This is a genomic window from Terrabacter tumescens, assembly GCF_014646815.1.
GTDB classification, from domain to species: Bacteria; Actinomycetota; Actinomycetes; order Actinomycetales; family Dermatophilaceae; genus Terrabacter; species Terrabacter tumescens.
Map to the genome: position 1 here is coordinate 255,743 of NZ_BMNZ01000005.1, position 26,522 is coordinate 282,264.

25 protein-coding genes are annotated in these 26,522 nt (G+C 72.3%); 6 read left to right on the forward strand and 19 right to left on the reverse strand.

Translation table 11 applies throughout. The features are described 5' to 3' along the window. The first annotated feature begins 26 nt into the window (after positions 1–26). Entirely contained in the window at positions 27–638 is a 612-nt protein-coding gene (locus IEY30_RS14320; protein ID WP_052358582.1) for a YdeI/OmpD-associated family protein, read from the forward strand. A gap of 18 nt (positions 639–656) precedes the next feature. On the opposite strand, the gene purF is transcribed toward IEY30_RS14320, so the two are convergent. From purF to IEY30_RS14350, 6 genes are all read right to left on the reverse strand, one after another. Further along, positions 657–2,219: an amidophosphoribosyltransferase gene (gene purF / locus IEY30_RS14325; protein WP_030199214.1), complete on the reverse strand. Its 1,563-nt coding sequence runs from the start codon at positions 2,217–2,219 to the stop codon at positions 657–659. A gap of 26 nt (positions 2,220–2,245) precedes the next feature. Then, on the reverse strand, positions 2,246–2,824 hold the full coding sequence (gene thpR / locus IEY30_RS14330) for an RNA 2',3'-cyclic phosphodiesterase (protein ID WP_030199211.1): 579 nt from the start codon (positions 2,822–2,824) through the stop codon (positions 2,246–2,248). Beyond that, entirely contained in the window at positions 2,821–3,999 is a 1,179-nt protein-coding gene (locus tag IEY30_RS14335; protein WP_052358581.1) for a CaiB/BaiF CoA transferase family protein, read from the reverse strand. Before IEY30_RS14335 ends, thpR begins: the two co-directional genes overlap by 4 nt. Next, positions 3,996–4,256 (reverse strand): hypothetical protein, encoded by a 261-nt coding sequence (locus tag IEY30_RS14340; protein WP_030199205.1) that lies wholly within the window; start codon positions 4,254–4,256, stop codon positions 3,996–3,998. The genes IEY30_RS14335 and IEY30_RS14340 overlap by 4 nt, the downstream gene beginning before the upstream one ends. Continuing rightward, a complete protein-coding gene (locus IEY30_RS14345) occupies positions 4,253–4,633 on the reverse strand; it encodes a sterol carrier family protein (RefSeq protein WP_030199201.1) in 381 nt (126 codons plus the stop codon). Before IEY30_RS14345 ends, IEY30_RS14340 begins: the two co-directional genes overlap by 4 nt. 111 nt (positions 4,634–4,744) lie before the next feature. Next, the gene (locus IEY30_RS14350) at positions 4,745–5,626 is read right to left on the reverse strand and encodes an LLM class flavin-dependent oxidoreductase (RefSeq protein ID WP_030199199.1); all 882 of its coding nucleotides are present in this window, start codon (positions 5,624–5,626) and stop codon (positions 4,745–4,747) included. Between the two features lie 23 nt (positions 5,627–5,649). On the opposite strand from IEY30_RS14350, the gene IEY30_RS14355 reads away from it, so the two are divergent. Further along, a complete protein-coding gene (locus IEY30_RS14355) occupies positions 5,650–6,486 on the forward strand; it encodes a GNAT family N-acetyltransferase (RefSeq protein WP_156035319.1) in 837 nt (278 codons plus the stop codon). Then, a complete protein-coding gene (locus IEY30_RS14360) occupies positions 6,483–7,283 on the forward strand; it encodes a spermidine synthase (protein ID WP_030199189.1) in 801 nt (266 codons plus the stop codon). The genes IEY30_RS14355 and IEY30_RS14360 overlap by 4 nt, the downstream gene beginning before the upstream one ends. Positions 7,284–7,293: 10 nt before the next feature. Here IEY30_RS14360 and purL read toward each other — a convergent pair whose 3' ends face one another. The 4 genes from purL to IEY30_RS14380 all read right to left on the reverse strand — a co-directional run bounded on the left by purL (position 7,294) and on the right by IEY30_RS14380 (position 11,330). Further along, the gene (purL, locus tag IEY30_RS14365; protein WP_043416863.1) at positions 7,294–9,618 is read right to left on the reverse strand and encodes a phosphoribosylformylglycinamidine synthase subunit PurL; all 2,325 of its coding nucleotides are present in this window, start codon (positions 9,616–9,618) and stop codon (positions 7,294–7,296) included. After that, a complete protein-coding gene (gene purQ, locus IEY30_RS14370) occupies positions 9,615–10,310 on the reverse strand; it encodes a phosphoribosylformylglycinamidine synthase subunit PurQ (protein ID WP_030199187.1) in 696 nt (231 codons plus the stop codon). The genes purL and purQ overlap by 4 nt, the downstream gene beginning before the upstream one ends. Further along, positions 10,307–10,618, reverse strand: coding sequence for a phosphoribosylformylglycinamidine synthase subunit PurS (gene purS, locus IEY30_RS14375; protein WP_043416862.1), 312 nt, complete (start codon positions 10,616–10,618; stop codon positions 10,307–10,309). Before purS ends, purQ begins: the two co-directional genes overlap by 4 nt. Before the next feature lie 94 nt (positions 10,619–10,712). Then, positions 10,713–11,330: an LURP-one-related family protein gene (locus IEY30_RS14380; RefSeq protein ID WP_030199178.1), complete on the reverse strand. Its 618-nt coding sequence runs from the start codon at positions 11,328–11,330 to the stop codon at positions 10,713–10,715. A gap of 151 nt (positions 11,331–11,481) precedes the next feature. Here IEY30_RS14380 and IEY30_RS14385 point away from each other — a divergent pair, with 151 nt between their 5' ends. Beyond that, positions 11,482–12,765, forward strand: coding sequence for a GNAT family N-acetyltransferase (locus tag IEY30_RS14385; RefSeq protein WP_081920508.1), 1,284 nt, complete (start codon positions 11,482–11,484; stop codon positions 12,763–12,765). Here IEY30_RS14385 and IEY30_RS14390 read toward each other — a convergent pair. From IEY30_RS14390 to IEY30_RS14405, 4 genes are all read right to left on the reverse strand, one after another. Beyond that, positions 12,735–13,640: a phosphoribosylaminoimidazolesuccinocarboxamide synthase gene (locus IEY30_RS14390; protein WP_030199176.1), complete on the reverse strand. Its 906-nt coding sequence runs from the start codon at positions 13,638–13,640 to the stop codon at positions 12,735–12,737. The genes IEY30_RS14385 and IEY30_RS14390 overlap by 31 nt on opposite strands. 68 nt (positions 13,641–13,708) lie before the next feature. Next, positions 13,709–14,356 carry an RNA polymerase sigma factor gene (locus IEY30_RS14395; RefSeq protein WP_030199174.1) on the reverse strand — a complete coding sequence of 216 codons (648 nt, stop codon included), beginning with the start codon at positions 14,354–14,356 and terminating at the stop codon, positions 13,709–13,711. Positions 14,357–14,392: 36 nt separating this feature from the next. Continuing rightward, a complete protein-coding gene (gene purD, locus IEY30_RS14400) occupies positions 14,393–15,670 on the reverse strand; it encodes a phosphoribosylamine--glycine ligase (RefSeq protein ID WP_030199170.1) in 1,278 nt (425 codons plus the stop codon). A 10-nt stretch (positions 15,671–15,680) separates the two neighbouring features. Next, entirely contained in the window at positions 15,681–16,319 is a 639-nt protein-coding gene (locus IEY30_RS14405; RefSeq protein WP_030199166.1) for a GNAT family N-acetyltransferase, read from the reverse strand. 59 nt (positions 16,320–16,378) lie between these two features. Here IEY30_RS14405 and IEY30_RS14410 point away from each other — a divergent pair, with 59 nt between their 5' ends. Both IEY30_RS14410 and IEY30_RS14415 read left to right on the forward strand, forming a co-directional pair. Next, positions 16,379–18,697, forward strand: a complete 2,319-nt coding sequence (locus tag IEY30_RS14410) for a HelD family protein (protein ID WP_444545795.1) — start codon at positions 16,379–16,381, stop codon at positions 18,695–18,697. A 482-nt stretch (positions 18,698–19,179) separates the two neighbouring features. Continuing rightward, positions 19,180–20,757, forward strand: coding sequence for a M4 family metallopeptidase (locus IEY30_RS14415; RefSeq protein WP_030199160.1), 1,578 nt, complete (start codon positions 19,180–19,182; stop codon positions 20,755–20,757). A 76-nt stretch (positions 20,758–20,833) separates the two neighbouring features. On the opposite strand, the gene lysS is transcribed toward IEY30_RS14415, so the two are convergent. The 5 genes from lysS to fbaA form a co-directional block, all read right to left on the reverse strand. Then, positions 20,834–22,609 (reverse strand): lysine--tRNA ligase, encoded by a 1,776-nt coding sequence (lysS, locus tag IEY30_RS14420; protein ID WP_030199157.1) that lies wholly within the window; start codon positions 22,607–22,609, stop codon positions 20,834–20,836. A 60-nt stretch (positions 22,610–22,669) separates the two neighbouring features. Further along, positions 22,670–23,980, reverse strand: a complete 1,311-nt coding sequence (locus IEY30_RS14425; RefSeq protein WP_030199153.1) for an adenylosuccinate synthase — start codon at positions 23,978–23,980, stop codon at positions 22,670–22,672. A 271-nt stretch (positions 23,981–24,251) separates the two neighbouring features. Continuing rightward, complete coding sequence (locus IEY30_RS14430) at positions 24,252–25,055, reverse strand: Cof-type HAD-IIB family hydrolase (protein ID WP_030199151.1); 804 nt, start codon at positions 25,053–25,055, stop codon at positions 24,252–24,254. Between the two features lie 16 nt (positions 25,056–25,071). After that, a complete protein-coding gene (locus IEY30_RS14435; protein ID WP_030199148.1) occupies positions 25,072–25,479 on the reverse strand; it encodes a DUF3151 domain-containing protein in 408 nt (135 codons plus the stop codon). Further along, the gene (fbaA, locus tag IEY30_RS14440) at positions 25,476–26,504 is read right to left on the reverse strand and encodes a class II fructose-bisphosphate aldolase (protein WP_030199144.1); all 1,029 of its coding nucleotides are present in this window, start codon (positions 26,502–26,504) and stop codon (positions 25,476–25,478) included. The genes IEY30_RS14435 and fbaA overlap by 4 nt, the downstream gene beginning before the upstream one ends. Positions 26,505–26,522: the final 18 nt, after the last annotated feature.

Consider the following 26,522-nt stretch of genomic DNA (forward strand, 5'->3'; position numbering starts at 1 on the left):
TCATCGCATGGCTATCGTGAGGACCGATGACCCGTACGTCGGACCTGCCGGCACCCCCGTCCCCGAACGGCCGGGAGGTGGTGGTGCCGCGCTCGCGGTCCGCGTGGCGCGCCTGGCTGGCCGAGCACCCCGACCGCAGCGAGGGCGTCTGGGTCGTCTACCGCAAGAAGTCCAGCGGGCTCGACGGGCCCACCTACGACGACCTGCTCGACGAGGCGCTCTGCCACGGGTGGATCGACAGCCGCGGCGGACGGCTGGACGAGCACCGGATGATCCAGTGGTTCTCCCCGCGCCGTCCGGGCGGGCTGTGGTCGGCGCGCAACAAGCGGCGGATCGAGCAGCTGGTGCGCGCCGGCCTCATGGCGCCGGGCGGACAGGCCGCCATCGACCGCGCGGTGGAGGACGGGTCCTGGACCCAGGCCGACGAGGTCGAGGCGATGGTCGTCCCTGCTGACCTCGCGGCCGCGCTGGCCGAGGCTGCCGCGACCGGCGCCTACGAGGCCCTGGCCGACTCCACCAAGAGGCAGTACCTCTGGTGGGTCCACAGCGCCCGACGCCCGGCGACCCGCGCGGCGCGCATCGCCGAGACGGTGCGCCGGATGGGCACGACGGACGCGAGCGCCGACGCCGACCACTGACGGTCGACCGCCAGCGGCCTACGGGTGCTGGAGGGCGTTGGCCCCGCCGAGGCCGACCCCGAGGGTGACGCCCTCGACGTCGACCGAGCGGTCGTGGCCGGTGCGGACCGTGAGCGGGAGCGTCTCGAGCACGTGCTTGCCGATGAGGCCGTCCTCGGGCAGCTCGATCGGGTAGCGACCGGTGAAGCACGCCGAGCACAGCTCGTCGGCCGGCTGGTTCGTCGCGCCGATCATGCCGTCCTCGGAGATGTAGCCGAGCGAGTCGGCGCCGATCGACGCGCGGATCTCCTCGACCTTGAGGCCGGTCGCGATGAGCTCGGCGCGCGTGGCGAAGTCGATGCCGTAGAAGCAGGGCCACTGGACGGGCGGCGAGCTGATCCGCACGTGCACCTCGGCGGCGCCGGCCTCGCGGAGCATCCGGATCTGGGCGCGCTGGGTGTTGCCGCGCACGATCGAGTCGTCGACGACGACGAGGCGCTTGCCACGGATCGTGTGCTCGAGCGGGTTGAGCTTGAGCCGGATGCCGAGCTGGCGCAGCGTCTGCGACGGCTGGATGAAGGTGCGTCCGACGTAGGCGTTCTTGACGAAGCCCTGACCGAACGGGATGCCCGACTCCTGCGAATAGCCAACCGCCGCAGGCACGCCCGACTCGGGGACGCCGATGACGAGGTCGGCGTCGACGGGGTGCTCGCGCGCGAGGACGCGGCCCATCTCGACGCGGGCCTCGTGCACGACCCGGCCGCGGATGACGGCGTCGGGGCGGGCGAGGTAGACGTACTCGAAGACGCAGCCCTTGGGCTGGGGCTCGGCGAACTTGTGCGAGCGCAGGCCGTCCTCGTCGATGACGATGAGCTCGCCGGGCTCGACCTCGCGGATGACGGCGGCACCGATGGTCTGCAGGGCCGCGGTCTCGGACGCGACGACCCAGCCCCGCTCCAGGCGGCCGAGCGCGAGGGGACGCACACCCCAGGGGTCGCGGGCGGCATACAACGTCGTCTCGTCCATGAAGACGAAGGAGAAGGCGCCCTTGAGCTTGGGCAGCAGCTCGAGGGCGGCCTGCTCGGGCGTGCGGTCCTCGTCGGCCGCGAGCAGCGTCGTGACGAGCGCGGTGTCGGACGTGTTGCCTCGGGCGAGCTCGCCGGTGATGCGGGTGCCGCCGAAGTGCTCGTCGACGAGGGCCTTGAGCTCGACGGTGTTGATGAGATTGCCGTTGTGGGCGAGGGCCAGCGTGCTGCGGCCGGCGCCGCCGAGGGTCGGCTGGGCGTTCTCCCACGTGGAGCCGCCGGTCGTGGAGTAGCGCGTGTGCCCGATCGCGATGTGGCCGCGGAGCGAGCTGAGCGCGGTCTCGTCGAAGACCTGCGAGACGAGGCCCATGTCCTTGTAGACGAGGATCTTCTCGCCGTCACCGGTCGCGATGCCGGCCGACTCCTGACCGCGGTGCTGCAGCGCATAGAGCCCGAAGTACGTCAGCTTGGCGACGTCCTCTCCGGGAGCCCAGACGCCGAAGACCCCGCAGGCGTCCTGCGGGCCCTTCTCGCCGGGGATGAGGTCATGGTTCAAACGACCGTCGCCACGTGCCACTCGCCCAGTCTCCCACACCGGTGCGGTCAGTCCGTCCGCGGTGGACGCGAGCGCAGGGGCAGCTCGGCGAGCACCTCGTAGCGGGGCCGGCGCCCGCGGCCCTCGCCGAGGTGGGATTCGACGAGCGCGAGCTCCCCGACCCGCCACGCCGGGCCCTCCCACGCGTCGAGGGCCCGGATCCACCGGGTGGCCTCGGTCGGCCGGTGGAAGCGCCCGAGCGTCAGGTGCGCCTGGAAGCGGGTCCCGTCGGGTGTCGCTCCTGCCGAGGTCGAGGCATTGCGTATGCCGCCCGCCACCGCCGAGAGGTCACCGCGCACCTGCTCGACGCCCGCCCACAGGACGCGGGCGGCATACGGGTTCGGGAAGGCGCCGGCCCCGGCGAGGCGCAGCACGAGCGGGTCGCGCTTGGCGGCGGAGCGGGCGAGGGCCTCGGTGAGGTCGTCGAGGCGGCGTTCGGGCACGTCGCCGAGGAAGGCGAGCGTGACGTGCCACTGGTTGCGGTCGGTCCAGCGGATCTCGGGTCCGGCCTCCCGGCGTGGCTCGAGGTGCTCCTCGAGGTCGTCGAGCACGTCGTCGGGCGGGACGACGGCGACGAAGAGCCTCATGGCCCGTCGGAGGGGGCGGACGCGGCCCCGGAGGTGAGGAGCGCATCGACGTCGTCGATTCCCCACGCCGACAAGGCCGCTCGCGTGTCGGCCCCAGGGGCCGACGGTGGCGTGCCGAGGACGGTCGGGGTGCGCGAGAAGCGGGGCGCCGGCGCGGGCTGGACGACGCCGTGGTGCTCGACGTAGGTGCCGCGGGCCGCGAGGTGCGGGTGGCCGGGGGCCTCGGAGTAGCTGAGGACCGGCGCGACGCAGGCGTCGGTGCCCTCGAGCAGCGCCGTCCACTCGTCGCGGGTCCGCGTGCGGAAGGTGTCGGCCAGCAGGCTGCGCAGGGCCGGCCACCGGCTGGGGTCGAGCCGGTCGGGGGCGGTGTCCGTGAGGTCGAGCAGGCGCAGCAGCTCGGCGTAGAAGGCCGGCTCGAGGGGTCCGACCGCGAGCCAGCCGCCGTCGCTCGTCTCGTAGACGTCGTAGAACGGGGCGCCGGTGTCGAGCAGGTTGGTGCCGCGCCGGTCGGACCAGAGGCCGGCGGCGTGCAGGCCGAGGACGAGCGAGGAGAGGTGGGCGGTGCCGTCGACGATGGCGGCGTCGATCACCTGGCCACGACCGCTGGTGCGCGCCTCGAGGAGCGCTGCGAGCACGCCGACGACGAGGTAGAGCGCCCCGCCGCCGAAGTCGCCGACGAGGTTGACCGGGACCTGGGGTGGTCCGCCGGCCCGGCCGATCGCGTGCAGCGCCCCCGTGACGGCGACGTAGCCGATGTCGTGCCCCGCGGACTGGGCCAGCGGCCCGTCCTGGCCCCAGCCGGTCATCCGGCCGTAGACGAGCCGCGGGTTGCGGGCGAGGCAGTCGTCGGGGCCGAGGCCGAGCCGCTCAGCGACGCCGGGGCGGTAGCCCTCGACGAGGACGTCGGCCCGCTCGACGAGCGCCAGCGCCGTTGCGAGCCCGTCGGGGTGCTTGAGGTCGAGCGAGACGGACGGGCGACCCCGCCGGAGGAGGTCGGCTTGCGGCGGCAATGGAATCGGCAGCGACGGCTCACCCGGCCGGTCGACGCGGATGACGTCCGCACCGAGGTCGGCCAGCAGCATCGCCGCGAACGGCGCAGGCCCGATGCCGGCGAGCTCGACGACCCGGACGCCCGCCAGCGGGCCCGACGAGCCGTCGCCGGCCGGCGAGGTCACGACTGGTCGCGACCGGACCGGTCAAGGAGGATGCCGATGATCCCGGCGACGCCGGTGCCGATGAAGGCACCGAAGGCGCCGATGTAGAGCGCACCGGTGGTCGTCGTGTAGCCCTGCACCTCGTCACCCATGATCGAGATGACGGCGCCCACGATGAAGCCCAGGACGGCGCCCGTGATGAGGAAGCGCTTGAAGTTCGGGATGCGGGGCCGCTCGGGACGCGTGCGCGGCTGGGTGTTCGGCGAGGGCTGGGTCACGGGTCAAGCCTAAGCGAGGAGAGCGGGAGAAGGCCGTCGAGGTGTGCGCGCTGGCCGCTGGCCCGCACGCGCGCGCCGTCGACCGCGGACTCCCACGTCAGGTCGCCGACGGCCAGACGCAGCCAGGTGGCCGCGTCGGTCTCGATGACGTTGGGCGGGGTGCCACGGGTGTGGACCGGCCCCTCGATGCACTGGACTGCGCCGTGCGGCGGGACCCGCACCTCGACGGTGCGGCCGGGGGCTACCGTCGCGAGCTCCTCGAGGGTGTAGCGGACGGCCGTGGCGGTGGTCCGGCGGTCGGCGGCCCAGTCGGCCTCACGGCAGGCGAGGAGAGCAGCGTGTCCCTCGGCGACAGGCGTACGGCGGCGGGGCGGCATACCTCGCAGGCTATCCGCGCCCACCGACGCCGCGTCTCTGGGCCCTCAGACCACGACAGCTCCACCTCGGCGGAGAAGCCGCAACGGATCAGGGCCCCGCGGTCGCCACCGTCAGCGCAGGCGTGGGATGACGTCGGCGACGACCTCGTCGAGGACGTCGAGGGTGCCGAGGAACGGCTCGGTCGTGCGCGGCCAGTGCGTGATGACGTCGGTGAAGCCGAGCTCGGCGGCGCGACCGACGGCGTCCTCGAAGGCCGCGGCGCTGCTCAGCGAGAACGTGGGGGCCGAGTCGAGGTTGAGGTAGCGGCCGAAGCCGGCGCCGTCACGAGCTGCCTCAGCCAACGTGTCGTCGACCCGGCGCCCCAGGCCTGCGACGAGGGCCCACCACTCGTCGTCGGTTTCGGCGTTGCCGCCGTAGGTCATCCAGCCGTCGCCGCGCTCGACCGCGAGCCGGACCGCCTTGGGCCCGTTGGCCGCGACGACGAGGGGCACGCGGTTGCCGGTGCCGGCACCACGAACGGGTCCGGGCAGCGTGCGCACGTCGCGCGCCGAGTAGAAGCGACCGTCGGCGTCGACGTGGTCGTCGGTCAGCAGCCGGTCGAGCAGGTCGGTGAACTCGTGGAAGCGGGCGACCCGGTCACGCAGCGGCAGGTCCTCGCCCATGATCCTCGAGTCGAGGTCGCCGCCCGTGCCGATGCCGAGGAGGAAGCGCCCGCCGGAGATGTCGTCGAGGGCGAGCACCTCGCGCATGAACTGCACCGGGTGGTGGTTGTTGGGCGACGACACGAAGGTGCCGAGCCCGATGCGCTCGGTCACCGCGGCGGCCGCGGCCAGGGTCGGCACGGCACCGAACCACGGCGACTCGGGCAGGCCGCCCCAGACGACGTGGTCGAAGGTCCAGGCGTGGTCGAATCCCATCCGCTCGGCCTCGCGCCACATCGGCGCTGCCTCGGACCAGGGGTGCTCGGGGAGGATGGTGAGTCCGAAGCGCATACCTGCGACCGTAGCCTGTCGGGGTGACACCTCACTCCCCCGAAAGCTCGGCGCCCACGTCCCGCGCGCAGTGGGACGCAGCCGCCGTGCTCGCCGCCTCGGACGCCTGGTCGTGGGTGCCCGACGAGGCTCGCGTGCACCGGACCGACGAGCTCCTCGTCGTCGCCTACCCCGACTACGTGGGCACGCCGACCGTGGCCCGCAGCCTCGGGAACGCGAGAGACGCCGCCGCGCTCGTCGACGAGGCCCACGAGGCGGCGCGCGCCTTCGGGCGTGACCGCGTGTGGTGGAACGTGACCGGCAGCCGCGGGCCGGAGGGCCTCGAGGACGAGCTGCTCTCCCGGGGCGGCGAGGTCGTGCAGCGGATGGACGTGCTCGCGCTGCCGCTCGGCGACGGCGCCCCGGACCTCGGCGTCCCGCGTGGCGTCCCACACGGCGTCACCACGAGGCGTGTCGTCGACGCCGAGTCCCTCCGCGAGGCGCTGGAGGTCAGCCGGGTCGCCTTCGACGACCCTCCGGTGACCGACGACATGGTCGCCGACCACCTCGCGGAGGTGCAGCGCACGGTCGAGGCCGACGCAGGTGCCCGGGTCGTCGCCTACGTCGACGGCCGTCCCGCCTCGACCGGCGGCTTCACCCTCGCCGGCGACGTGGCTCGGCTGTGGGGCGGCGGCACCCACCCCGACCTGCGAGGACGCGGCGCCTACCGCGCCTCCCTGGCCGCGCGGCTGCAGCTCGCCGCCGGCATGGGCGCGACCCTCGCGCTGACGCACGGCCGCATCGACACCTCGTCACCGATCCTCCAGCGGCTCGGCTTCACCCGCTACGGCGAGCAGCGCCAGCTCGTCCTCGACCTGTGAGCGAGCACGTCTCGCTCGAGTGGGACGAGCGCGGCGGCGTCACCGTCCACATGGACGGCTCGCCCCAGTCGCACGTCCAGCCCGACGACCCGACGATCCTCGTCTTCGAGTACGTGCAGCACCTCGCCCTCGCCATCGACGCGCTGCCGCCGGGACCGCTCGGCGTCACGCACGTCGGGGGCGCGGGCCTGACCCTGCCGCGCTGGGTCGAGGCGACCAGGCCGGGCTCGCCCCAGATCGTGCTCGAGCCGGACGAGGCCCTGACCGAGCTCGTGCGCCGGGAGGTCCCGCTCCCGCGGCGCCACCGGATCCGGGTCCGCCCGGTCGACGGGCTCACCGGGGTGCGGGCACTCAAGGACGACTCCGCCGACGTCGTCGTGACGGACGCCTACGCGGGAGGGCGCGTGCCTGCGGAGCTCGTCGGGACGGCATACGCCCGCGAGGTCGCACGGGTCCTCAAGCCCACCGGGCTGGCGCTGTGGAACCTTGCCGACGAGCCCGGGATGCGTTGGGTCGCAAGGGTGGTCGCCACGATGTCCGCCGCGCTGCCCCACGTCGCCGTCATCGCGACGCACGAGGTGCTCAAGGGGCGCCGCTTCGGCAACTCGGTGCTGCTCGCCAGCGCGTCACCGCTGCCGGTCGAGACGCTGCGTCGCGAGGTCGCCCGCGCCCACCTCCCCACCGGAATGCGCGAGGACACCGCTCTCACGAAACTGGTGGCTGGAGCAAAACCCTTCGAAGAGAAGGGAATGCAGAGCCCGCCACCCCCCGAGACCGGGAAGTGGCGGGCGCGCTGAGCCGTTCGGGTCAGCCCCCGAAGACCGCCGGCAGCGTGAACTCGTTCGCCGACTTCAGCTCGGCGACCGACACGGAGAAGTGGCCGACGACGTCGAGGTCGCGACCGCCGGTGACGCCGATGCGCACGTGCGGGACGTCGCCGAGCAAAGCCTCGAACTCCGCGGCGTGACCCGCCGGGACCGCCACGAGGGCGCGGGCGCTCGACTCGGAGAAGAGCGCCGTGAACGCGTCGAGCGGGTTGCCCTCGCCATCGACGCCGACGTGGTCGAGGCCGTCGACGGTCACGCCGACGCCGTGGCGCATGCACGCCTCGGCGAGCGCGATCGCGAGACCGCCCTCGGACAGGTCGTGCGCTGCCTCGACGAGACCCGTGCCGGCCGCCTCGACGAGCACGCGCCCCAGCGCCTGCTCGGCGGCGAGGTCGACCTTCGGAGGCACGCCGCCGAGGTGCTTGTGCACGACGTGCGCCCACTCGGAGCCGTCGAGCTCGTCTCGGGTCGTGCCGAGGAGGTAGACGTGGGCGTCGTCGGTGCGGAAGCCGGAGCCGGAGCGCTTGGACACGTCGTCCATGACGCCGAGCACACCGATGACCGGGGTCGGGTGGATCGGGACGTCGCCGGTCTGGTTGTAGAACGACACGTTGCCGCCAGTGACCGGGATGCCGAGGAACTTGCACCCCTCGGCGATGCCGCGGATCGACTCGCGGAACTGCCACATGACGCCCGGGTCCTCGGGCGAGCCGAAGTTGAGGCAGTCGGTGACGGCGAGCGGGGCGGCCCCGGCCGTCGCCACGTTGCGGTAGGCCTCGGCGAGCGCGAGCTGCGCACCGGCATACGGGTCGAGCTTGGTGAAGCGGCTGTTGCAGTCGGTCGAGATCGCGACGCCACGGCCCGTCTCCTCGTCGACGCGGACGACGCCCGAGTCGTCGGGCTGCGCGAGCGCGGTGTTGCCGAGGACGTAGCGGTCGTACTGGTCGGTGATCCACGACTTGTCGCAGAGGTTGGGCGAGCCGAGCAGCGTCAGCAGCTGGGCCCGGATCTCCTCACCCGTCTCGGGCTTCGCGAGCGCAGCCGCGCCCGAGGCGTTCAGCTCGTCGAGGTATGCCGGCCGGGCCAGCGGGCGGTCGTACGTCGGGCCCTCGTGCGCGACCGAGCGCGGCGGCACGTCGACGATGGTCTCGCCGTGCCAGGTGATGACGAGGTGGTCGCCGTCGGTGACCTCACCGATGACGGTCGCCTCGACGTCCCACTTGTCGGTGATCGCCATGAACTGCTCGAGGTGCTTCGGCTCGACGACCGCCATCATGCGTTCCTGCGACTCGGACATGAGGATCTCCTGCGGCTGCAGGCTCGCGTCACGGAGCGGGACGAGGTCGAGCTCGACCTGCATGCCGCCGTCGCCGTTGGAGGCGAGCTCGCTGGTGGCACAGGAGAGCCCGGCGCCGCCGAGGTCCTGGATGCCGTCGACGACACCCGCGGCGTAGAGGTCGAGGCAGCACTCGATGAGCACCTTCTCGGCGAACGGGTCGCCGACCTGGACGGCGGGGCGCTTGGTCGGGCCGCCCTCGTCGAAGGTCTCGGACGCGAGCACCGAGACACCGCCGATGCCGTCGCCACCCGTGCGGGCGCCGAAGAGGATGACCTTGTTGCCGACGCCGGACGCCTTGGCGAGGTGGATGTCCTCGACGCGCATGGCGCCGACGCACAGGGCGTTGACGAGCGGGTTGCCCTGGTAGCAGTCGTCGAAGACGACCTCGCCGCCGATGTTGGGCAGACCGATGCAGTTGCCGTAGCCGCCGACACCGGCGACGACACCGGGCAGGACGCGCTGGGTGTCGGGGTGGTGGAGGTTGCCGAAGCGGAGCGGGTCCATGACGGCGATCGGGCGCGCGCCCATCGACATGATGTCGCGGATGATGCCGCCGACGCCGGTCGCGGCCCCCTGGTAGGGCTCGATGTAGGACGGGTGGTTGTGGGACTCGACCTTGAAGGTCACGGCCCAGCCGTCGCCGATGTCGACGACGCCGGCGTTCTCACCGATGCCGACGAGGAGCTTCTCGCGCATCTCGTCGGTGGTGTTCTCGCCCCACAGCTTGAAGTGGATCTTGCTCGACTTGTAGGAGCAGTGCTCGCTCCACATGACGGAGTACATCGCGAGCTCGGCGATGGTCGGGCGCCGGCCGATGATCTCGCGGATGTTGGCGTACTCGTCGGGCTTGAGCCCCAGCTCGGCCCAGGGCTGCTCGACCTCGGGCGTCGAGGCGGCGTGCTCGACGGTGTCGAGGACCGGCTGCGCCGCCGTCGGCTCGTGCGGTGCGGTCTGGGTGTCGCTCATGCGGTGGCTGCGCTCTCGAGGGTCTGCTTGATGATCGAGGTGAAGAAGCCGCGCCCGTCGAGGCTCGGGCCGTAGCCCTCCTCGACCGCGTGCTCCGGGTGCGGCATGAGTCCGACGACGTTGCCACGCTCGTTGGTGATGCCGGCGATGTGACGGTAGGAGCCGTTGGGGTTGCGACCCTCGGCGTCGGGGACGTAGCGGAAGACGACCCGCCCCTCGCCCTCGAGCATGTCGAGCGTCTTCTCGTCGGCGACGAAGCCGCCCTCGCCGTTCTTGAGGACGATGGTGATCTCCTGGCCGGCCTCGAAGTCGGAGGTCCAGGCGGTGGAGGCGTTCTCGACGACGAGCCTCTGGTCGACGCAGTTGAACTTGCGGTGGTCGTTGCGGATCAGCGCGCCGGGGAGCAGGTGGCTCTCGGTGAGCACCTGGAAGCCGTTGCAGATGCCGAGGACCGGCAGGCCGCCCTGGGCGGCGGGCACGAGCGCGTCCATGACCGGCGCGAAGCGGGCGATGGCGCCGCAGCGGAGGTAGTCGCCGTAGGAGAACCCGCCCGGCAGGATGACCGCGTCGACGCCCTTGAGGTCGTCGTCGCCGTGCCAGAGCGGGACGGCCTCGCCGCCGCACTCGCGGACGGCGCGCGCCGCGTCACGGTCGTCGAGGGAGCCGGGGAACGTGACGACGCCGACCCTCACTGCTCGCCGTCCTCCGACGCGGCCGCGTCCGACTCGGCCGAGTCCTGCTCGGCCGAGTCCTGCTCGAGCACGTGGACCGACACGACGTCCTCGATGACGGGGTTGGAGAGCAGCTTCTCGGCGGCCTCCTGAGCCGCGCCGAGGTGCTCGTCCGTGACGTCACCGTCGACGGTGAGCACGAAGCGCTTGCCCTGGCGGACGTCGGTGAACCCGTCGAACCCGAGCCGCGGCAGGGCGCCGGCGACGGCCTGTCCCTGGGGGTCGAGGATCTCGGGCTTGAGCATGACGTCGACGACGATGCTTCCCATCGGTGGTCGTTCTCCCTGCGCTGGATGGGCGGTGGCGGCGTCCCGAGGGACGGCCCGAGTCTATCGGGCGCCGCGCGAGCCCCCGGACAGCGTCTCAGCGTGACTGGAGGGCGTCGAGCGCGACGGCCATCGCCAGGCCCACGCGCCAGTCGATCGGCCGTCCGTCCGCGAGCGGCGGCAGGCTCACGTGGTAGACGTCCTTGACACTCGCCTTCTTCGTCGAGCTGAGCGCGAGCGACCCGTCGGGAGCAGCGAAGTCGAAGTGGAAGAGGAACGGCACCGGGATGTCCCCGACGACGGGCACGATCTCCCAGAGGCGCCGGGCGACGGCGACCTTGGTGTTGCGCTCCGCGCCGACGAACTCTCGCCCGTCGGGCAGTCCGAGGGTCCAGGTCGAGCTGACGAGCGAGGCCTTGAAGTGCTTCTTGAACCAGCCGATCGGCCGCCCCTGGCCGTCGGTGACGTCGTAGGTGGAGCCGAGGTCGAGACGCTTGCGGGCCTTGAAGCCGAAGAGCGGGTGCGCCTTGGCCGAGTCGGTGTAGAAGGTGACCTGCTCCTTGGCCGCCATCCGCTTCTGCTCGGCGAAGCACAGCACGCCGAGCTCCCTGCCGTTCTCGTCGGCGCGCAGGATCTCGTAGCGGTTGACCATCATGGTCAGCTTCTGGCGCAGCACGTAGCGCTCGGCAGGGGCGTCGGCGACGGGCTCGGTCATGCGGCCAGCGTCCCACAGCCGCAGGCACGAACCGATGGCGTATGCCGTGCGCTCCGGGCCGCGTGACGGTGCGACCGCGCGCCGCCCGGCCACACCGCATACGACCGGAAACGCCTGCGACAGGGACGTCCACGGCTGACAGGGTGGGCGCATGCTCCCCGACGTGCGCCCCGCCAGCCCACGCGACCTCGAGCACCTGCCCACTCTCGAGGCGGCGGCCGACGCGCTCTTCGCGGCCGCCGGCATCGGGCCGCTCCCGCCGGGCGTCGGCTCCGTGGAGGAGCTCGCCGGGGCGGCTGCCGTCCTCGTCGTCGGTGACCCGGTCGTCGGCTTCGCCCGGCTCGAGCGCGTCGACGGGCAGGCCCATCTCGAGCAGCTGTCGGTGCACCCGTCGGCCGCCCGGCGCGGCGTCGGGGCGGCCCTGCTGGAGGCCGCCGCCGGGTGGGCGGCACGCAGCGGCCACGACGCGCTGACGCTGTGCACGTTCGCCGACGTGCCGTGGAACGCCCCGTTCTACGCCCGGCACGGCTTCGTCGAGCTGACCGACCTCGGTCCCGGCCTTCGACTGCTGCGCGAGACGGAGCGCCGGCTGGGGCTGGACGCGCTCGGCCGGCGCGTCGTCCTGCGCCGAGGCGTGGGCCCGGAGGCGGTGCTCGCCGACCTCGCCGCGGGGCTCGGGGCGGCCCTGGGTGACGACCTCCTCGGGCTCTACACGCACGGGTCGCTCGTCGCCGGCGACTTCGCCCCGTCACGGAGCGACCTCGACGTGCTCGCCGTCGTCGCCCGGGCGCCGGACGACGCGATGCTGGCGGCCGTCGCGCCGGTGCACACCGCGCTGGCGGAGCGTCACCCCGGGTGGCGCGGGCGGGTGGAGGTGGAGACTGTGGCGCGGTCCACGGTGGAGGCCTACGCCGGTCGGCACGTCGATGCCGCGGCTCGGCGGGAGGACCCCATCATGCGGATCAGCCCGGGAGAGGCCCTCCACCTCCTGCCGGCGTCGAACCACCGGGTCCTCACGTGGGCGACGGTGCGCGCGACCGGTCGGGTGCTGTCGGGAGCGCCGGCCGCCGAGGTGCTGCCGGCGTGGCCCGAGCACGTCGTCGAGGAGGCCCTGCTCGACCACGTCCGGGACTGGCCCGACTGGGTCGAGACCATGACGACAGTTGGGGCGCAGGCGTACTCAGTGCTCTCGGTGTGCCGGGCCTGGTGCGCGACAGTCGGGCGTGAGCGGCTGTCGAAGCGGGCGGCCGCCGACCGTTTCGTCGGCGACCACCCGCAGGACGCCGACCTCGTCGTCTGGGCGCGGGACTGGTGGTACTCGGACGGCCCGGACACCGAGCCGAGCCGCTACGACGAGGTGCGGGACTTCGTCGTGCGCACGACCCGGAGCGTCGTGGACGCCAGTCAGAAGGCCTCGCCGGTCAGCCGCTCGTAGGCCTCGACGTACTTCGCGCGGGTCTGCTCGACCACGTGCGCGGGCAGCTCGGGCGGCGGACCGCCGGCCTTGCGGTCCCAGCCGGACTCGGACGAGGTGAGCCAGTCGCGCACGAACTGCTTGTCGTAGGACGGCCGCGGGTGCCCGGGCTCCCAGAGCTCGGCCGGCCAGAAGCGCGACGAGTCGGGTGTCAGCACCTCGTCGGCGAGGACGAGCCCGCCGGAGCCGTCGGGCGCGACCCCGAACTCGACCTTGGTGTCGGCGATGAGGATGCCGCGCTCGGCGGCGATCTCGTTGCCCCGCGCCAGGATCGCGCGGGTCAGCCGCGAGACCTCGGCCGCGACGTCGGCGCCGAGCTCGGCGTCGACCTCGTCGGGCGACATCGGCAGGTCGTGCTCCCCCACCGGCGCCTTGGTCGTGGGGGTGAAGACCGGCTCGTGCAGCTTCGAGCCGTCGACGAGGCCCTCGGGCAGCGCGACGCCGGAGACGGACCCCTTGTCGCGGTACTCCTCCAGGCCGCCGCCCGTGAGGTACGCCCGGGCGATGGCCTCGACCTTGAGCATGTCGAGCTTGCGCACGAGCACGGCCCGGCCGGCCACGGCGTCGGGCACGTCGGTCGAGACGACGTGGTTGGGCACCAGGTCGCGGAGCTGGTCGAACCACCACAGCGACAGCCGAGTCAGCACGGCGCCCTTGTCGGGGATCTCGGGCGACATCATCCAGTCGTAGGCGGAGAGCCGGTTCGAGGCGACGAGGAGCAGCTGGTCGGGGACGACCTCGCCCGTGGCGTCGAGCGGCGCGTAGAGGTCGCGCACCTTGCCGGAGTAGACGTGCTCGTAGCCCGGAAGGTCAAGCGGTAGATCGGTCACGCGCACAGCCTGCCATCTCCGCAGACGATCGGGCACGGCGCGTTCGGGTGGGGTGGGCAGTGGTGTGGGCAGGGTCATGACAGGTCCTCCTCCAGGGCGTCGATCTCGATCACGTCGGTCAGGCTCCTGCGAGCCCGGTGCAGACGGGACTTCACGGTCCCGACGGAGACGCCGAGCGCGTCCGCTGCCTCGGCGAGGGAGCAGTGCGACCAGACGACCAGCTCGATCGCCTCGCGCTGCACTGCGGGGATCCGCTGGAGCGCGCGGCGCACCTCGCTCATCTGCCGCTCGTCGTCGACGCGGGCGGCCGTGGAGGCCGCGTGGTCGGCGGAGACGGCGCCGCCGGCGTCCGCCTCGATGCGCCCCCGCAGCAGCCGCTGGCGTCGGGCCGTGCGCGCCACGTTGGCGCACTCCTGGCCGGCCATCACGAGCAGCACGGCGCGCGCCGTCTCGGCCCGCAGCGGGTCCACCGAGCCGGTGCGGGCCCGTCGCCACACGGCGGTGAACGTCGCCTGGACGACGTCCTCCGCCGCCGCCCAGGACGCGGTGCGCCGGAACGCGAAGTTGTGGACGGCGTCGCAGTGCCGCCGGTAGAGCGCCGTCAGGGCCGTGCCGTCGGCCTCGGCCAGCCGGGACCACAGCCACCGGTCGTCCGGCTCTCCGCCGGGCTCTCCGCCGGGCTGAGCCACCGGGTCTCCTCGGGTCGCAGTCAGGGTGCTCATGCCCGGAAGAGTCCGGCTCGGCCCTGAGGGTTCGCCTCAGGAGGCGGTGATCTCCCCGCGCTCGGCGCGCAGCGCGATGTCGGTGCGGTGGTGCGAGCCGTCGAGCTCGATCACGGCGACCGCGTCATACGCCGCCTGGCGGGCCTTGGCGAGCGAGGGCGCCACCGCGACGACGTCGAGCACGCGCCCGCCGGCGGAGACGAGCGCGCCCGAGCCGTCGAGGGCGGTGCCGGCGTGCAGCACCGTGACACCCGGCACCTCGGCCCCGGCGTCGAGGCCCGTGATCGGGTCGCCGGTGCGCGGCGACGCCGGGTAGCCCGCCGAGGCCACGACGACGACGACGGCGTGGTCGTCGGACCACCTGAGCCGGCCGAACTCGGCGAGGCCCCCGGTGGCGGCGGCGAGGAGCAGCTGGGCGAACGGCGTCTCGAGCCGGGCGATCGAGGCCTGGCCGTCCGGGTCGCCGAAGCGCACGTTGAACTCGATGACCTTGGGCCCGCGCGAGGTCAGCGCCAGGCCGACGTAGAGGGCCCCGACGAACGGCGTCCCCCGACGGCGCATCTCGTCGACCGTCGGCTGGGCGACGCGGCGCACGATGTCGTCGGCCAGGCCTTCGGGCGCCCACTCGAGCGGCGAGTACGCCCCCATGCCGCCGGTGTTGGGGCCGGCGTCGTCGTCGCCGACGCGCTTGAAGTCCTGGGCCGGTGACAGCGCGACGACCGTCTCGCCGTCGCTGATGCAGAAGACCGACACCTCCGGCCCGTCGAGGAACTCCTCGACGACGAGCCGCCCGTCGGGCTTGGCGAGGCAGGCCCGCGCGTGCTCGACGGCGGCCTCCCGCGAGTCGGTGACGACGACGCCCTTGCCGGCGGCGAGACCGTCGTCCTTGACGACGTGCGGGGCACCGAGCGCGTCGAGCGCCGCCTCCACCTCGTCCATCGTCGTGCACACGTGGGCGAGCGCCGTCGGCACGTCGGCGCAGGCCATGACCTCCTTGGCGAAGGACTTGCTGCCCTCGAGACGCGCGGCCGCCGCGGACGGGCCGAAGACGGCGAACCCGGCCTCACGGCATACGTCAGCGACACCCGCGACGAGGGGCGCCTCGGGACCCACGACGACGAGGTCGACCTCGTGCTCGCGCGCGACCGCGGCGACCGCGGCGCCGTCGAGGATGTCGACGGGCACGCACAGCGCGGTCGCGTCGATGCCCGGGTTGCCGGGCGCGGCGATGACCGCGTCCACCTCGGGATCGGCCGCGACGGCCTTGACGAGAGCGTGTTCACGGGCACCGGTACCGAGCACGAGGACCTTCACGCCGGTCAGCCTAGGGGGCGTCGAGGCGCGCGAGCAGGCCTGCCCGGACCGTGGGCCACTCGTCGACGAGGACCGAGTGCACGGCCGTGTCGCGCCACGTGCCGTCGGCCCGGCGCACGTCGCGCCGCGTGATGCCCTCGAAGACCGCCCCCAGCTTGAGGATCGCCGCCCGCGACCGCGCGTTGACGACGTCCGTCTGGATCTTGACCCGGCCGAAGCCGCACGTCTCGAACGCGTGCGCGAGGAGGAGGAACTTGGCCTCGGGGTTGACCTGCGTGCCCCACCAGCGCGAGCCGTACATCGTCCAGCCGAGGTGCACGTGCTCTCGCGTGGTGTCGACGTCGCCGAGCGAGCTCGACCCGACCACGGTCCCGGCCGGGCCGAGGTCGCCGTCGGCGACGAGCCTGATCGTGTATGCCGTCCGGCCCGTCCCGTCGTCCGCGCGGGCCGCGACCGCCGCCTCGACGAGCGCCTCGGTGTCGGCCGGGGTCCGGTGGGGACGCATCATCGCGAAACCTTGTTCGTAGCAGCCCGGGTCGGAGTAGACGGCGAACAGGCCGGGGGCGTCATCGGCGGTCGTCACGTCGAGTCGGACGTGGCGGCCGACGAGCGGCACGCCGGTTGGCGGGACACAGACCTCTCTGGGCATGGAGTGACAGTAGACTTGATGGTTCCCGCGCCGCCCGAGGCGTCCCTCAGAGTCCTTGGATGTCAGTGAGCACTTCGAACGCATCGTCACAGCGGAGCAGCGCGCCCGGATCCCGCGGCGCGTCGCCGGTGTCGACCAAGAGCATCCCCGACGAGCTCGCCCGCGAGATCGCCGTCGAGCAGGCGCACGTCGACCGCGTGCACGAGGAGCTGGAGAAGGCCGGCGTGCGCGCCGACAGCGTCCAGGCCGAGGGCCTCGCCCGCAGCCAGTTCGGCCGCCAGGTCGAGGTCGGCGACGCCGAGGGAGCGGCCCTCTTCGAGCGCGACGCCCTGATGTTCCACGCGGCCAAGCGGCGCACCGCCCTCGACACGCAGTACGAGGGGCTCGTCTTCGGGCGCCTCGACATCGACCACGCCATGCTGCGCGCGGCCGCCGCCGAGTCCAACGGCAACGGCCACCGTCCGGCCGACGGGTCGTCGGGCGGCGACCGCGAGATCCGCTACATCGGTCGTCTCGGCGTCCGCGACGACGACTACGAGCCGCTCGTCATCGACTGGCGCGCGCCGGCGGCCTCCGCCTTCTACCGGGCCACGCCCACGCAGCCGATGGGCGTGCTCCGGCGTCGCGTGCTCCGCAGCCGCGGCACCACCGTCATCGGCATCGAGGACGACCTCATGGTGCCGGAGGCGCCCGACGACCTCGTCGTCGTCGGTGACGGCGCCCTCATGGCGGCCCTGACCCGCAGCCGCGGCGGCACGATGCGCGACATCGTCGCGACGATCCAGGCCCACCAGGACGAAGCGATCCGCGCCAGCGCCCGCGGCATCACCGAGATCACCGGAGGGCCCGGCACCGGCAAGACCGTCGTCGCCCTGCACCGCGCCGCCTACCTGCTCTACTCCGACCGGCGCCGCTTCGAGTCCGGCGGCATCCTCGTCGTCGGCCCCTCGGGTGCCTACACGGCCTACATCGAGCGCGTGCTGCCCTCGCTCGGCGAGGACAGCGTCATCCTCCGCGCCCTCGGCGACGTCCTCGACGTCGTGCACACCGAGCGGCTCGACTCCCCCGCCGTCGCTCGCACCAAGGGCTCGACCCGCATCCGCACGCTGCTCGGTGCGGCCGCTCGTGGCCGCGTGCCCGGCACGCCGACCGAGTTCCGCGCGATGGTCGCCGGCCGTCCGGTCCGGCTCGAGGCGCGTGACCTCGACCGCGTGCGCTCGCAGGTGCTGCGCCAGCACCAGCGCAACACGGCCACCGCCGCCGCCCAGGACGCCCTCGGCGAGGTCGCGTGGTCCTCGCTCGGCATCACCGGCGACCGCGACGCGAGGGCCGAGTTCCTCGACAAGTGGGAGGACCACCTCGACGTCGAGGCGTTCATGCAGGTCTGGTGGCCGCAGGTCGACCCGCGCGAGGTCCTGCTCTGGCTCGCCGACCCCGAGCTCGTGCGCCGCCACGCGCGCGGGTCCCTGCGCGAGGACGAGATCGAGCCGCTGGCCGCGTCCTTCCGTCTCGCCCTCGAGACCGGCACGTGGTCGGTGGCCGACGTCGCGCTCATCGACGACATCTCGGCGCGGGTGGGGCCGGTGCAGGAGGCGCCCAAGGAGGAGCGCGGCTTCTACGAGATCGAGGAGCTCGAGGACCTCAGCCAGTACGGCGTGACCGAGGTGCAGCCCGTGGTCAGCGCCGCCCGCGACGCCGGCGCGCCCGTCGTGCTGACCGACCCGCACGAGAAGCTGCTGGCCGGCCGCATCGGCAAGCCCGACGAGTACGCCCACGTCCTCGTCGACGAGGCCCAGGACCTCTCCCCCATGCAGTGGCGCATGATCGGTCGCCGCGGGAGGTATGCGTCGTGGACGGTCGTCGGTGACGCCGCCCAGGCGTCGTGGCCCGACGCCGCAGAGGCCACGGCCGCGCGCGAGGAGGCGTTCGGCTCGCAGGCGCGCCAGCTCTTCCACATGAACACCAACTACCGCAACGCGCGCGAGATCTTCGACTACGCCGCCGAGGTCGTGCGCCGCCAGGTCCCCGACGCGGACATCCCGCAGGCGGTCCGCGAGACGGGCGTCGAGCCGGTCGAGGCCGACCTCGGACCCGATGTCCTGTCGGCCGTCCGGCAGTCCGTCGAGTCGCTGTTGGGCCAGGTCGAGGGGGCCATCGCCGTCATCACGCCGTCGACCCACGCCGACCTGCTCGCGCCCGTCGCCGAGCTCGGTGAGGGCCGCGTCCAGGTCATCGACCCGATGTCGACCAAGGGGCTCGAGTACGACGCCACCGTCGTCGTGGACCCCGAGGAGATCACCCGGGAGTCCCCCGGCGGCGTCCGCGTGCTCTACGTCGCGCTGACCCGCGCGGCGCACCGGATGACCGTCCTGTCCTGACATCTCGGGCGGGGACGCGCCCGTGGTGGCTCGTGTCGCGACGCGCAGGATGGGCGAGTTCGGCCTGCTTTCGGCAAGGTAAAGACTTGTTCAAGGATTCGGTGAAGCATCGACTCACCCCCGAACCGGAGGGATGATTACTCCAACGTCAAGGCGCGCGACACCACCCTCCCCGCCGTCTCCTCCCCCCTGAGACCCTTGACGGTCCGGCGAGGTCCCGCCCCCCAATGTGGAGCTCGCTCCGGGCGAGGGACGAGATGCAACCCCCCTGCATCTCGCCCCTCGCCCGTTCCCATGTCCGGGCTTGTTCCGCGGGCCTGATCTCGGTCCTGGTTGCGGGCCGGCTTGGGCGATCCGTAAAAAGTTGTTCAAGCCGGGGCAAACATTGCCCCGGTTCTCTGGCGTCGCCTCGCGGGACCGACCACTGTTGCCGCAGGTCGTCCGACCGCCCTCGGGGGCACCTCGGTAGCCAGGAGAACGCCTTGAAGAAGAGCTTCATCACGACGTCGGTCGCCACCGCAGCGATCGCCGCCACTGCACTCGCGACGATCGCCACGAGCACCGCGCAGGCAGCCACCACAGCGGCCTCGGGAGCCGGTCTCGACCGGGCCGTCGCCGCCGCCAAGGCCCACGGCGCGGCCTTCGGCCTCGACCAGGACCAGGGTCTCACCACCCGCAGCGTCGCCACCGACAAGGACGGCACCACGCACGTGCGCTTCGACCGCACCTTCAAGGGCCTGCCGGTCGTCGGCGGTGACCTCGTCGTGCACACCGACAAGGCCGGTGGCTGGAAGGGCGTGAACGCCGCCTCCACGTCGGTCCGGGTCGCCTCGACGACGCCGACCGTCGCGCCGGCGACCGCGGCCGCCACGGCCGCGCGCTCGGTCGACTACACGGTCAGCACGAGCAAGCCCACCCTCGCGGTCTACGCGATGTCGGGTCCGGCCCGCCTCGTGTGGAAGACCCAGGTCGACGGCGTCGGCCCCCACGGCGAGCCGGCCGGCACGGTCGTCTTCGTCGACGCGCGCTCCGGCTCGGTCGTCGACTCGTGGGCCACCGAGATCAACGACGCAGGCACGGGCGCGAGCCTCTACCTCGGCACCGTCACGCTGCAGACGACGCTGTCGGGCGGCAGCTACCAGATGATCGATGCGACGCGCGGTGGCGCCCGCACCGAGGACGGCAACAACGGCTCGACCTCCTCGACGACCGGGACGCTCTTCACCGACGCCGACAACGCCTGGGGCACCGGCTCCAACACCAACCGCCAGACGGCTGCCGTCGACGCGGACTTCGGCGTCGGCGCGACGTGGGACTTCTACAAGAACACCTTCGGCCGCAACGGCATCAAGAACGACGGCAAGGGCGCCCGCAGCCTCGTCCACGTCGGCACCAACTGGGTCAACGCCTCGTGGAGCGACACGTGCTTCTGCATGCGCTACGGCGACGGTGACGGCGTCAGCTACGGCCCGCTCGTCTCGCTCGACGTGGCCGGGCACGAGATGACGCACGGCGTCACGTCGGCCACGGCCGGCCTCGCCTACCGCCGCGAGTCCGGTGGCCTCAACGAGTCCACGTCCGACGTCATGGGCACCATGGTCGAGTTCACGGCCAACACGACCGGCGACCCGGGCGACTACCTCATCGGCGAGACCTTCGCGCTGAAGTCGACGGTCAAGCCGCTGCGCTACATGGACCAGCCGAGCAAGGACGGCGCATCGGCCAACTGCTGGAGCAAGACCGTCGGCAGCCTCGACGTGCACTACTCCTCGGGCGTGGGCAACCACCTCTTCTACCTGCTGTCCGAGGGCAGCGGCGCCAAGACGATCAACGGCGTCAGCTACAACAGCCCGACGTGCAACGGCAGCAGCGTGACCGGCATCGGCCGCGACGCCGCCGCCGCGATCTGGTACCGCGCCCTGACGACGTACTGGACCTCGTCGACGAACTACGCCGGTGCGCGCACCGGGATGCTCTCGGCGGCCAAGGACCTCTACGGCGCCGGCAGCACGCAGTACAACGCGACCGCCTCCGCCTGGTCCGCCGTCAACGTCAACTGACCCACAGGCCTGACGCGCGAAAGTGCCCACTCGACTCCCGTCGAGTGGGCACTTTCGTTCAGAAGCTAGGCGCTCGTCAGTGACCGACGAGGGTGCGGACGCGGTCGGCACCCACGGCGAGCAGCAGCGTCGGCAGGCGCGGGCCGGTGTCTTTGGACACGAGCAGGCGGTAGACGAGGACGAAGAACGCGCGCTGGGCCGCCGAGAGCTCGGGGTCCTTGACCTTGGCCTCGGGGTCGATGCCGCGCTGGATCTTCGGCACGCCGTAGACGAGGTGCGTCAGCCCGTCGAGCGACCAGTGCTCGTCGAGGCCGTCGGCGAGCAGTCGCAGCGACTCCTGCTGCGACTCGTCGAGGCTGCCGAGCAGCTCCGTGTCGGGCTCGGTGCGCACGATCGTGCGGTCCTCGGCCGGGACGTAGCCGAGCATCCAGCGCTCGGCGCAGTCGAGGCGCGGACGCAGGTCGTCGGTCGAGGCGACGGGGTTGTCGGGCTCGAGCTCGCTGAGGATCCGGACGGCCTGCTCCTCGTCGCCCTGCGTCACGTCGATGACCGACGCGATGGTGCGGAACGGCATCGGACGAGGCGTCGTGGGCAGCGGACCCCTGGCGGTCGAGGTCGCGCGCAGGTGCGCGGCCAGGTCGCCGGCCTGGGCTGAGCCGTCGGCGACCTTGCGGCCCAGGGCATCCCACTCGTCGTAGAGACGCTGGAGCTCGGGGCCGAAGGCGACGTCGAAGCTCTGGTTGGGCCGGCGGCGGGCGTAGAGCCAGCGCAGCACCGGCGCCTCCATGACCTCGAGCGCGTCGGTCGGGATCGGCACGCCGCCCTTGCTCGAGCTCATCTTGGCCATGCCGGCGATGCCGACGAAGGCGTACATCGGCCCGACCGGGCGCTCCCAGCCGAAGATCGGCGCGAGGTCCTTGCCGACGACGAAGCTGCTCCCGGGGCTCTGGTGATCGACGCCGGAGGGCTCGAAGAGCACGTGCTCGTGGCCCCAGCGCATCGGCCAGTCGACCTTCCACACGAGCTTGCCGTTGGTGAAGGTGTCGAGGTCGACGGTCTCGGAGTGGCCGCACTTCGTGCAGTCGTAGGTCAGCTCGTGACTGTCGTCGTCGTAGGCGGTGACGGTCGTGAAGTCCGTGCCGCACGAGGAGCAGAACGGCTTGAACGGGTAGTAGCCCGCCTTGCCCTCGCTGCCGTCGTCCTCGCTCGCCGCGCCCGAGCCGCGCTCGGCCCCGGTGGCCGCGGCGGCCTGCTCCTCGGTGAGCTTCGCGGCCTTCTGCTGCTGGCCCTTGCCCTTGCCGCTCGACTTCTGGCGCGCGGCCTCGACGGCCTCGAGCGTGCGGTACTGGTCGAGCACCTTGTCGATGGCGAGACGCTCACGCATCGCGAGCAGCACCTGGTCGCGGTAGACGCCCGCGCGGTACTGCTCCGTCTGGCTGATCTGGCGCACCTCGATGCCGGTGGCCTCCATGGCCTCGATGAGCGGCGCCTTGAAGTGGTCGGCCCAGCTCGCGTGCGGCGAGCCGGCGGGCGGCGGCACCGCGGTCAGCGGCATACCGATGTACTGCTCCCACGAGTCGTCCACTCCCGCAAGGTTCTTCGGCACGCGACGGAAGCGGTCGAAGTCGTCCCAGCTGAGGATGTGCTCGCAGTCGATGCCGCGGCGCTTGATCTCGTCGGCGACGAGGTGCGGCGTGATGAGCTCGCGGAAGTTGCCGAGGTGGATCGGGCCCGAGGGGCTAATGCCCGACGCGCAGACGATCGTCTCGCCGGGGTTGCGCTGCTGCGCCTCGGCGATCACGTCGTCGGCCAGACGCGTGACCCAGTCGATCGGGGTGACCTCTTCAGTCATGGGTTTCCTTCAGTTCCAGACGCTTTCGTATGCCGTGTGCTCGGGTGACGCGTGGATGCGTCAGCCCGCGACGGCCGGCTTGAGCGGGAAGCGCTCGATGATCTCGTCGCGGCCGGGGCCGACTCCGATGGCCGAGACCCGGGCGCCGATGAGCTCCTCGACGCGCAGGACGTAGGCCTGGGCATTGGCCGGCAGGTCCTCGAAGGTGCGGCAGGCGGTGATGTCCTCCCACCACCCGTCGAGCTCCTCGTAGATCGGGGTCGCGTGGTGGAAGTCGGTCTGGTTGACCGGCATCTCGTCGTGGCGCACGCCGCCCACGTCGTAGGCGATGCAGACCGGGACCTTGTCGAGGCCGGTGAGGACGTCGAGCTTGGTGACGACGAAGTCGGTGACGCCGTTGATGCGCGTCGCGTAGCGGCCGACGACGGTGTCCATCCAGCCACAACGGCGCGGACGGCCGGTGGTCGTGCCGTACTCGGCGCCCGTCTTGCGGAGGAACTCGCCCTTGTCGTCGTGCAGCTCGGTCGGGAACGGGCCCTCACCGACGCGGGTCGTGTAGGCCTTGAGGATCGCGATGACCGAGTCGATGCGGGTCGGCGGCACGCCCGAGCCGGTGCACGCGCCGGCTGAGACGGCGTTGCTCGACGTGACGTAGGGGTAGGTGCCGTGGTCGACGTCGAGCAGGGTCGCCTGCCCGGCCTCGAAGAGCACCGTCTCGCCCCGGTCGAGCGCCTGGCTCAGCACGAGGCTCGTGTCGGCGACCATGGGAGCGAGGCGGGCGGCATACGACAGCAGCTCCTCGACGACCTCGTCGACCTCGGCGCCGCGCGTGTTGTAGATCTTGGCGAGCAGCTGGTTCTTCAGCTCGAGCGCGGCCTCGACCTTCTGGCGCAGGATGCGCTCGTCGTAGAGGTCCTGGATGCGGATGCCGACGCGGTTCATCTTGTCGGCGTAGGTCGGGCCGATGCCGCGGCCGGTCGTGCCGATCCGGCGCTTGCCCAGGAACCGCTCGGTCACCTTGTCGATGGTGCGGTTGTAGCTCGGGATGACGTGCGCGTTGGCGCTGACGAGCAGCTTGCTCGTGTCGACGCCGCGGGCCTCGAGGCCGTCAAGCTCCTCGAAGAGCACCGACAGGTCGATGACGACGCCGTTGCCGATGACCGGCACGCAGTTGGGGCTGAGGATGCCCGAGGGCAGCAGGTGCAGCGCGTACTTCTCGCGCTTGCCGTCCTTCTCGATGACGACGGTGTGGCCGGCGTTGTTGCCGCCGTTGAACTTGACGACGTAGTCGACGCTGCTGCCGAGCAGGTCGGTCGCCTTGCCCTTGCCCTCGTCACCCCACTGCGCTCCGACGAGCACGATTGCCGGCATCGGTCTGCCTTCCGGTTGTGGTCAAAGCCAACCGCAAGGTTATCGGTTCGAGACCGATGCCCCGGACCCGGCTTCTCCGCCCCGGCAGAGTTGTGGCGGCAGATCGGGCCCCCCGCCCCCGATTCCTCCGCCCCGGCGGAGAAGGTGAGGCGGATCAGGCCACCCGACCCGGGATTGCTCCGCCCCGGCGGAGTTGTGGTGGCGACGATCGCCTCGCCACCCATCGTGCAGTGCGCAAGCGACGAGCCGATGCGGTCCAGGTGCGCAGCGGTCAGTGCGAGGCGAGCCAGTCCTCGAGGTACTCCGCGACGCCGTCCTCGCGGTGGTGGCCCGTGACGACGTGCGCGGCATCGAGCGCCGGCTCGACCGCGTTGGAGACGGCCACCGCCGTGCCGGCCACCTCGAACGCCGAGACGTCGTTGTGGTTGTCGCCGAAGAAGACCGTGTCGGCGAGGTCGATGCCGAGCTCGTCGGCGAGGGCCTGCAGCCCGTCGCCCTTGGAGCAGGCGGCGTTGGCGATCTCGAGGTAGGTCGGCTTGGACCGGTAGGTGACCATGCCGGGGCGTCCGGCGAGTGCCGCCTCGAGCTCGTCGACGAGCGCCGGCTCCCCCATCGCCATGACCTTGTGCGGCGGGTGCGTGTCGACGCGCCCGCTCGAGACGTAGTCGTGCGCCGACTCGAGGCTCGGGTCGACCGCCGTGATCGTCGCCTCGCGCTCGGTCCACTCGTCGGGCCCCCAGGCGTACCAGTCGTCACCGGCGAAGAAGCTCGCGTGCAGTCCGAGACGCGAGCACACGGCATACGCCTCCCGGGCATCGCCCGGCGTGATGGGAACGTCGGTCACGACGGTGCGGTCGGCGCGCAGCACGAGACCGCCGTTGTATGCGATGAGCGGGGTCGGCTCGACGCCGCAGAGCCGCTCGAGCCCCTCCAGGGACGCCGGCATGCGCGAGCTGCACAGCACGAACGTGTGCCCCGCCGACCGCACCGCCCGGATGGCGGCGACGGTGCGGTCGGAGAGGGTGCGTCGGTGGTCGAGCAGCGTGCCGTCGACGTCGGAGCAGAAGAGCGTCATGCGGTCGTGCGAGCCCTCAGAGACCGAGCTCGCGCGCACCCTCGGCCGAGCTGTCGCGCAGGAACTGCGTGCAGCGGGCCTCCTCGTCGCTCTCGCCGATGGCTCGCGCCGCACGGGCGAGCGCCGCGAGCGCGCGGAGGAAGCCACGGTTGGGCTCGTGCGACCACGGCACCGGGCCCTGGCCGCGCCAGCCGGACTTGCGCAGGCTGTCGAGCGCGCGGTGGTAGCCGGTGCGGGCGTACGCGTAGGCCTCGACATCGCGGTCACCGTCGGCGAGCGCGTCCTCGGCGAGGACCGCCCAGGCGAGCGAGCTCGCGGGGTAGGCGGCCGCCACCTGGACGGGGTCGACGCCGGCGTCGAGCTTCTCGGCCGCCGGGTCGACCGCGAGGCGCGTCTCGGGGATGCCGAGCAGGTTGTCGCTCACTGGTGCGTGCCTGCCGAGCGCAGCGCGGTGCAGGCCTCGACGATGCGCACCGCCATGGCCTCCTCGGCCGCCTTGCCCCAGGCGCGCGGGTCGTACTGCTTCTTGTTGCCGACCTCGCCGTCGACCTTGAGCACGCCGGCGTAGCCGGAGATCATCCAGTCGGCGATGCGACGGGTGAAGGCGTACTGCGTGTCGGTGTCGACGTTCATCTTGACGACGCCGTTGTCGACGGCGGCCGAGATCTCCTCGGGCAGCGAGCCGGACCCTCCGTGGAAGACGAGGTCGAAGGGGCGCGCGTCGTCGGACAGGCCGAGCTCCTTGGCGGCGGCCTGCTGGGCCTGCAGGAGGATCTCGGGGCGCAGCTTGACGTTGCCGGGCTTGTAGACGCCGTGGACGTTGCCGAACGTCAGGGCCGTCAGGTAGCGACCGTTCTCGCCGGCACCGAGCGCCTTGATCGTGGCGATGGCGTCCTCGGGCGTGGAGTAGAGCTTCTCGTCAATGGCGCCCTCCACGCCGTCCTCCTCGCCGCCGACGACGCCGACCTCGATCTCGAGGATGACGTTGGCGGCCTTGGCCAGGGCGAGCAGCTCCTGCGCGATCGACAGGTTCTCGTCGAGCGGCACGGCCGAGCCGTCCCACATGTGCGACTGGAACCACGGCGTGCCACCGGCCTGGACGCGCTCGGTGCTCGCCGCGAGGAGCGGACGCACGAAGCCGTCGAGCTTGTCCTTGGGGCAGTGGTCGGTGTGCAGCGCGATGTTGACGGGGTAGTTCTTGGCCACCTCGTGCGCGTAGGCGGCGAACGCGAGCGAGCCGCTCACCATGTTCTTGATGCTCGGGCCGGAGAGGTAGTCCGCGCCGCCGGTCGAGACCTGGATGATGCCGTCGGAGCCGGCGTCGGCGAAGCCCTTGAGCGCGGCGTTCAGCGTCTGCGAGCTCGAGACGTTGATGGCGGGGTACGCGAAGGAGCCGGCCTTCGCGCGGTCGAGCATGTCGGCATACACCTCGGGTGTGGCGATGGGCATTGCTACTCCTGCAGTCTC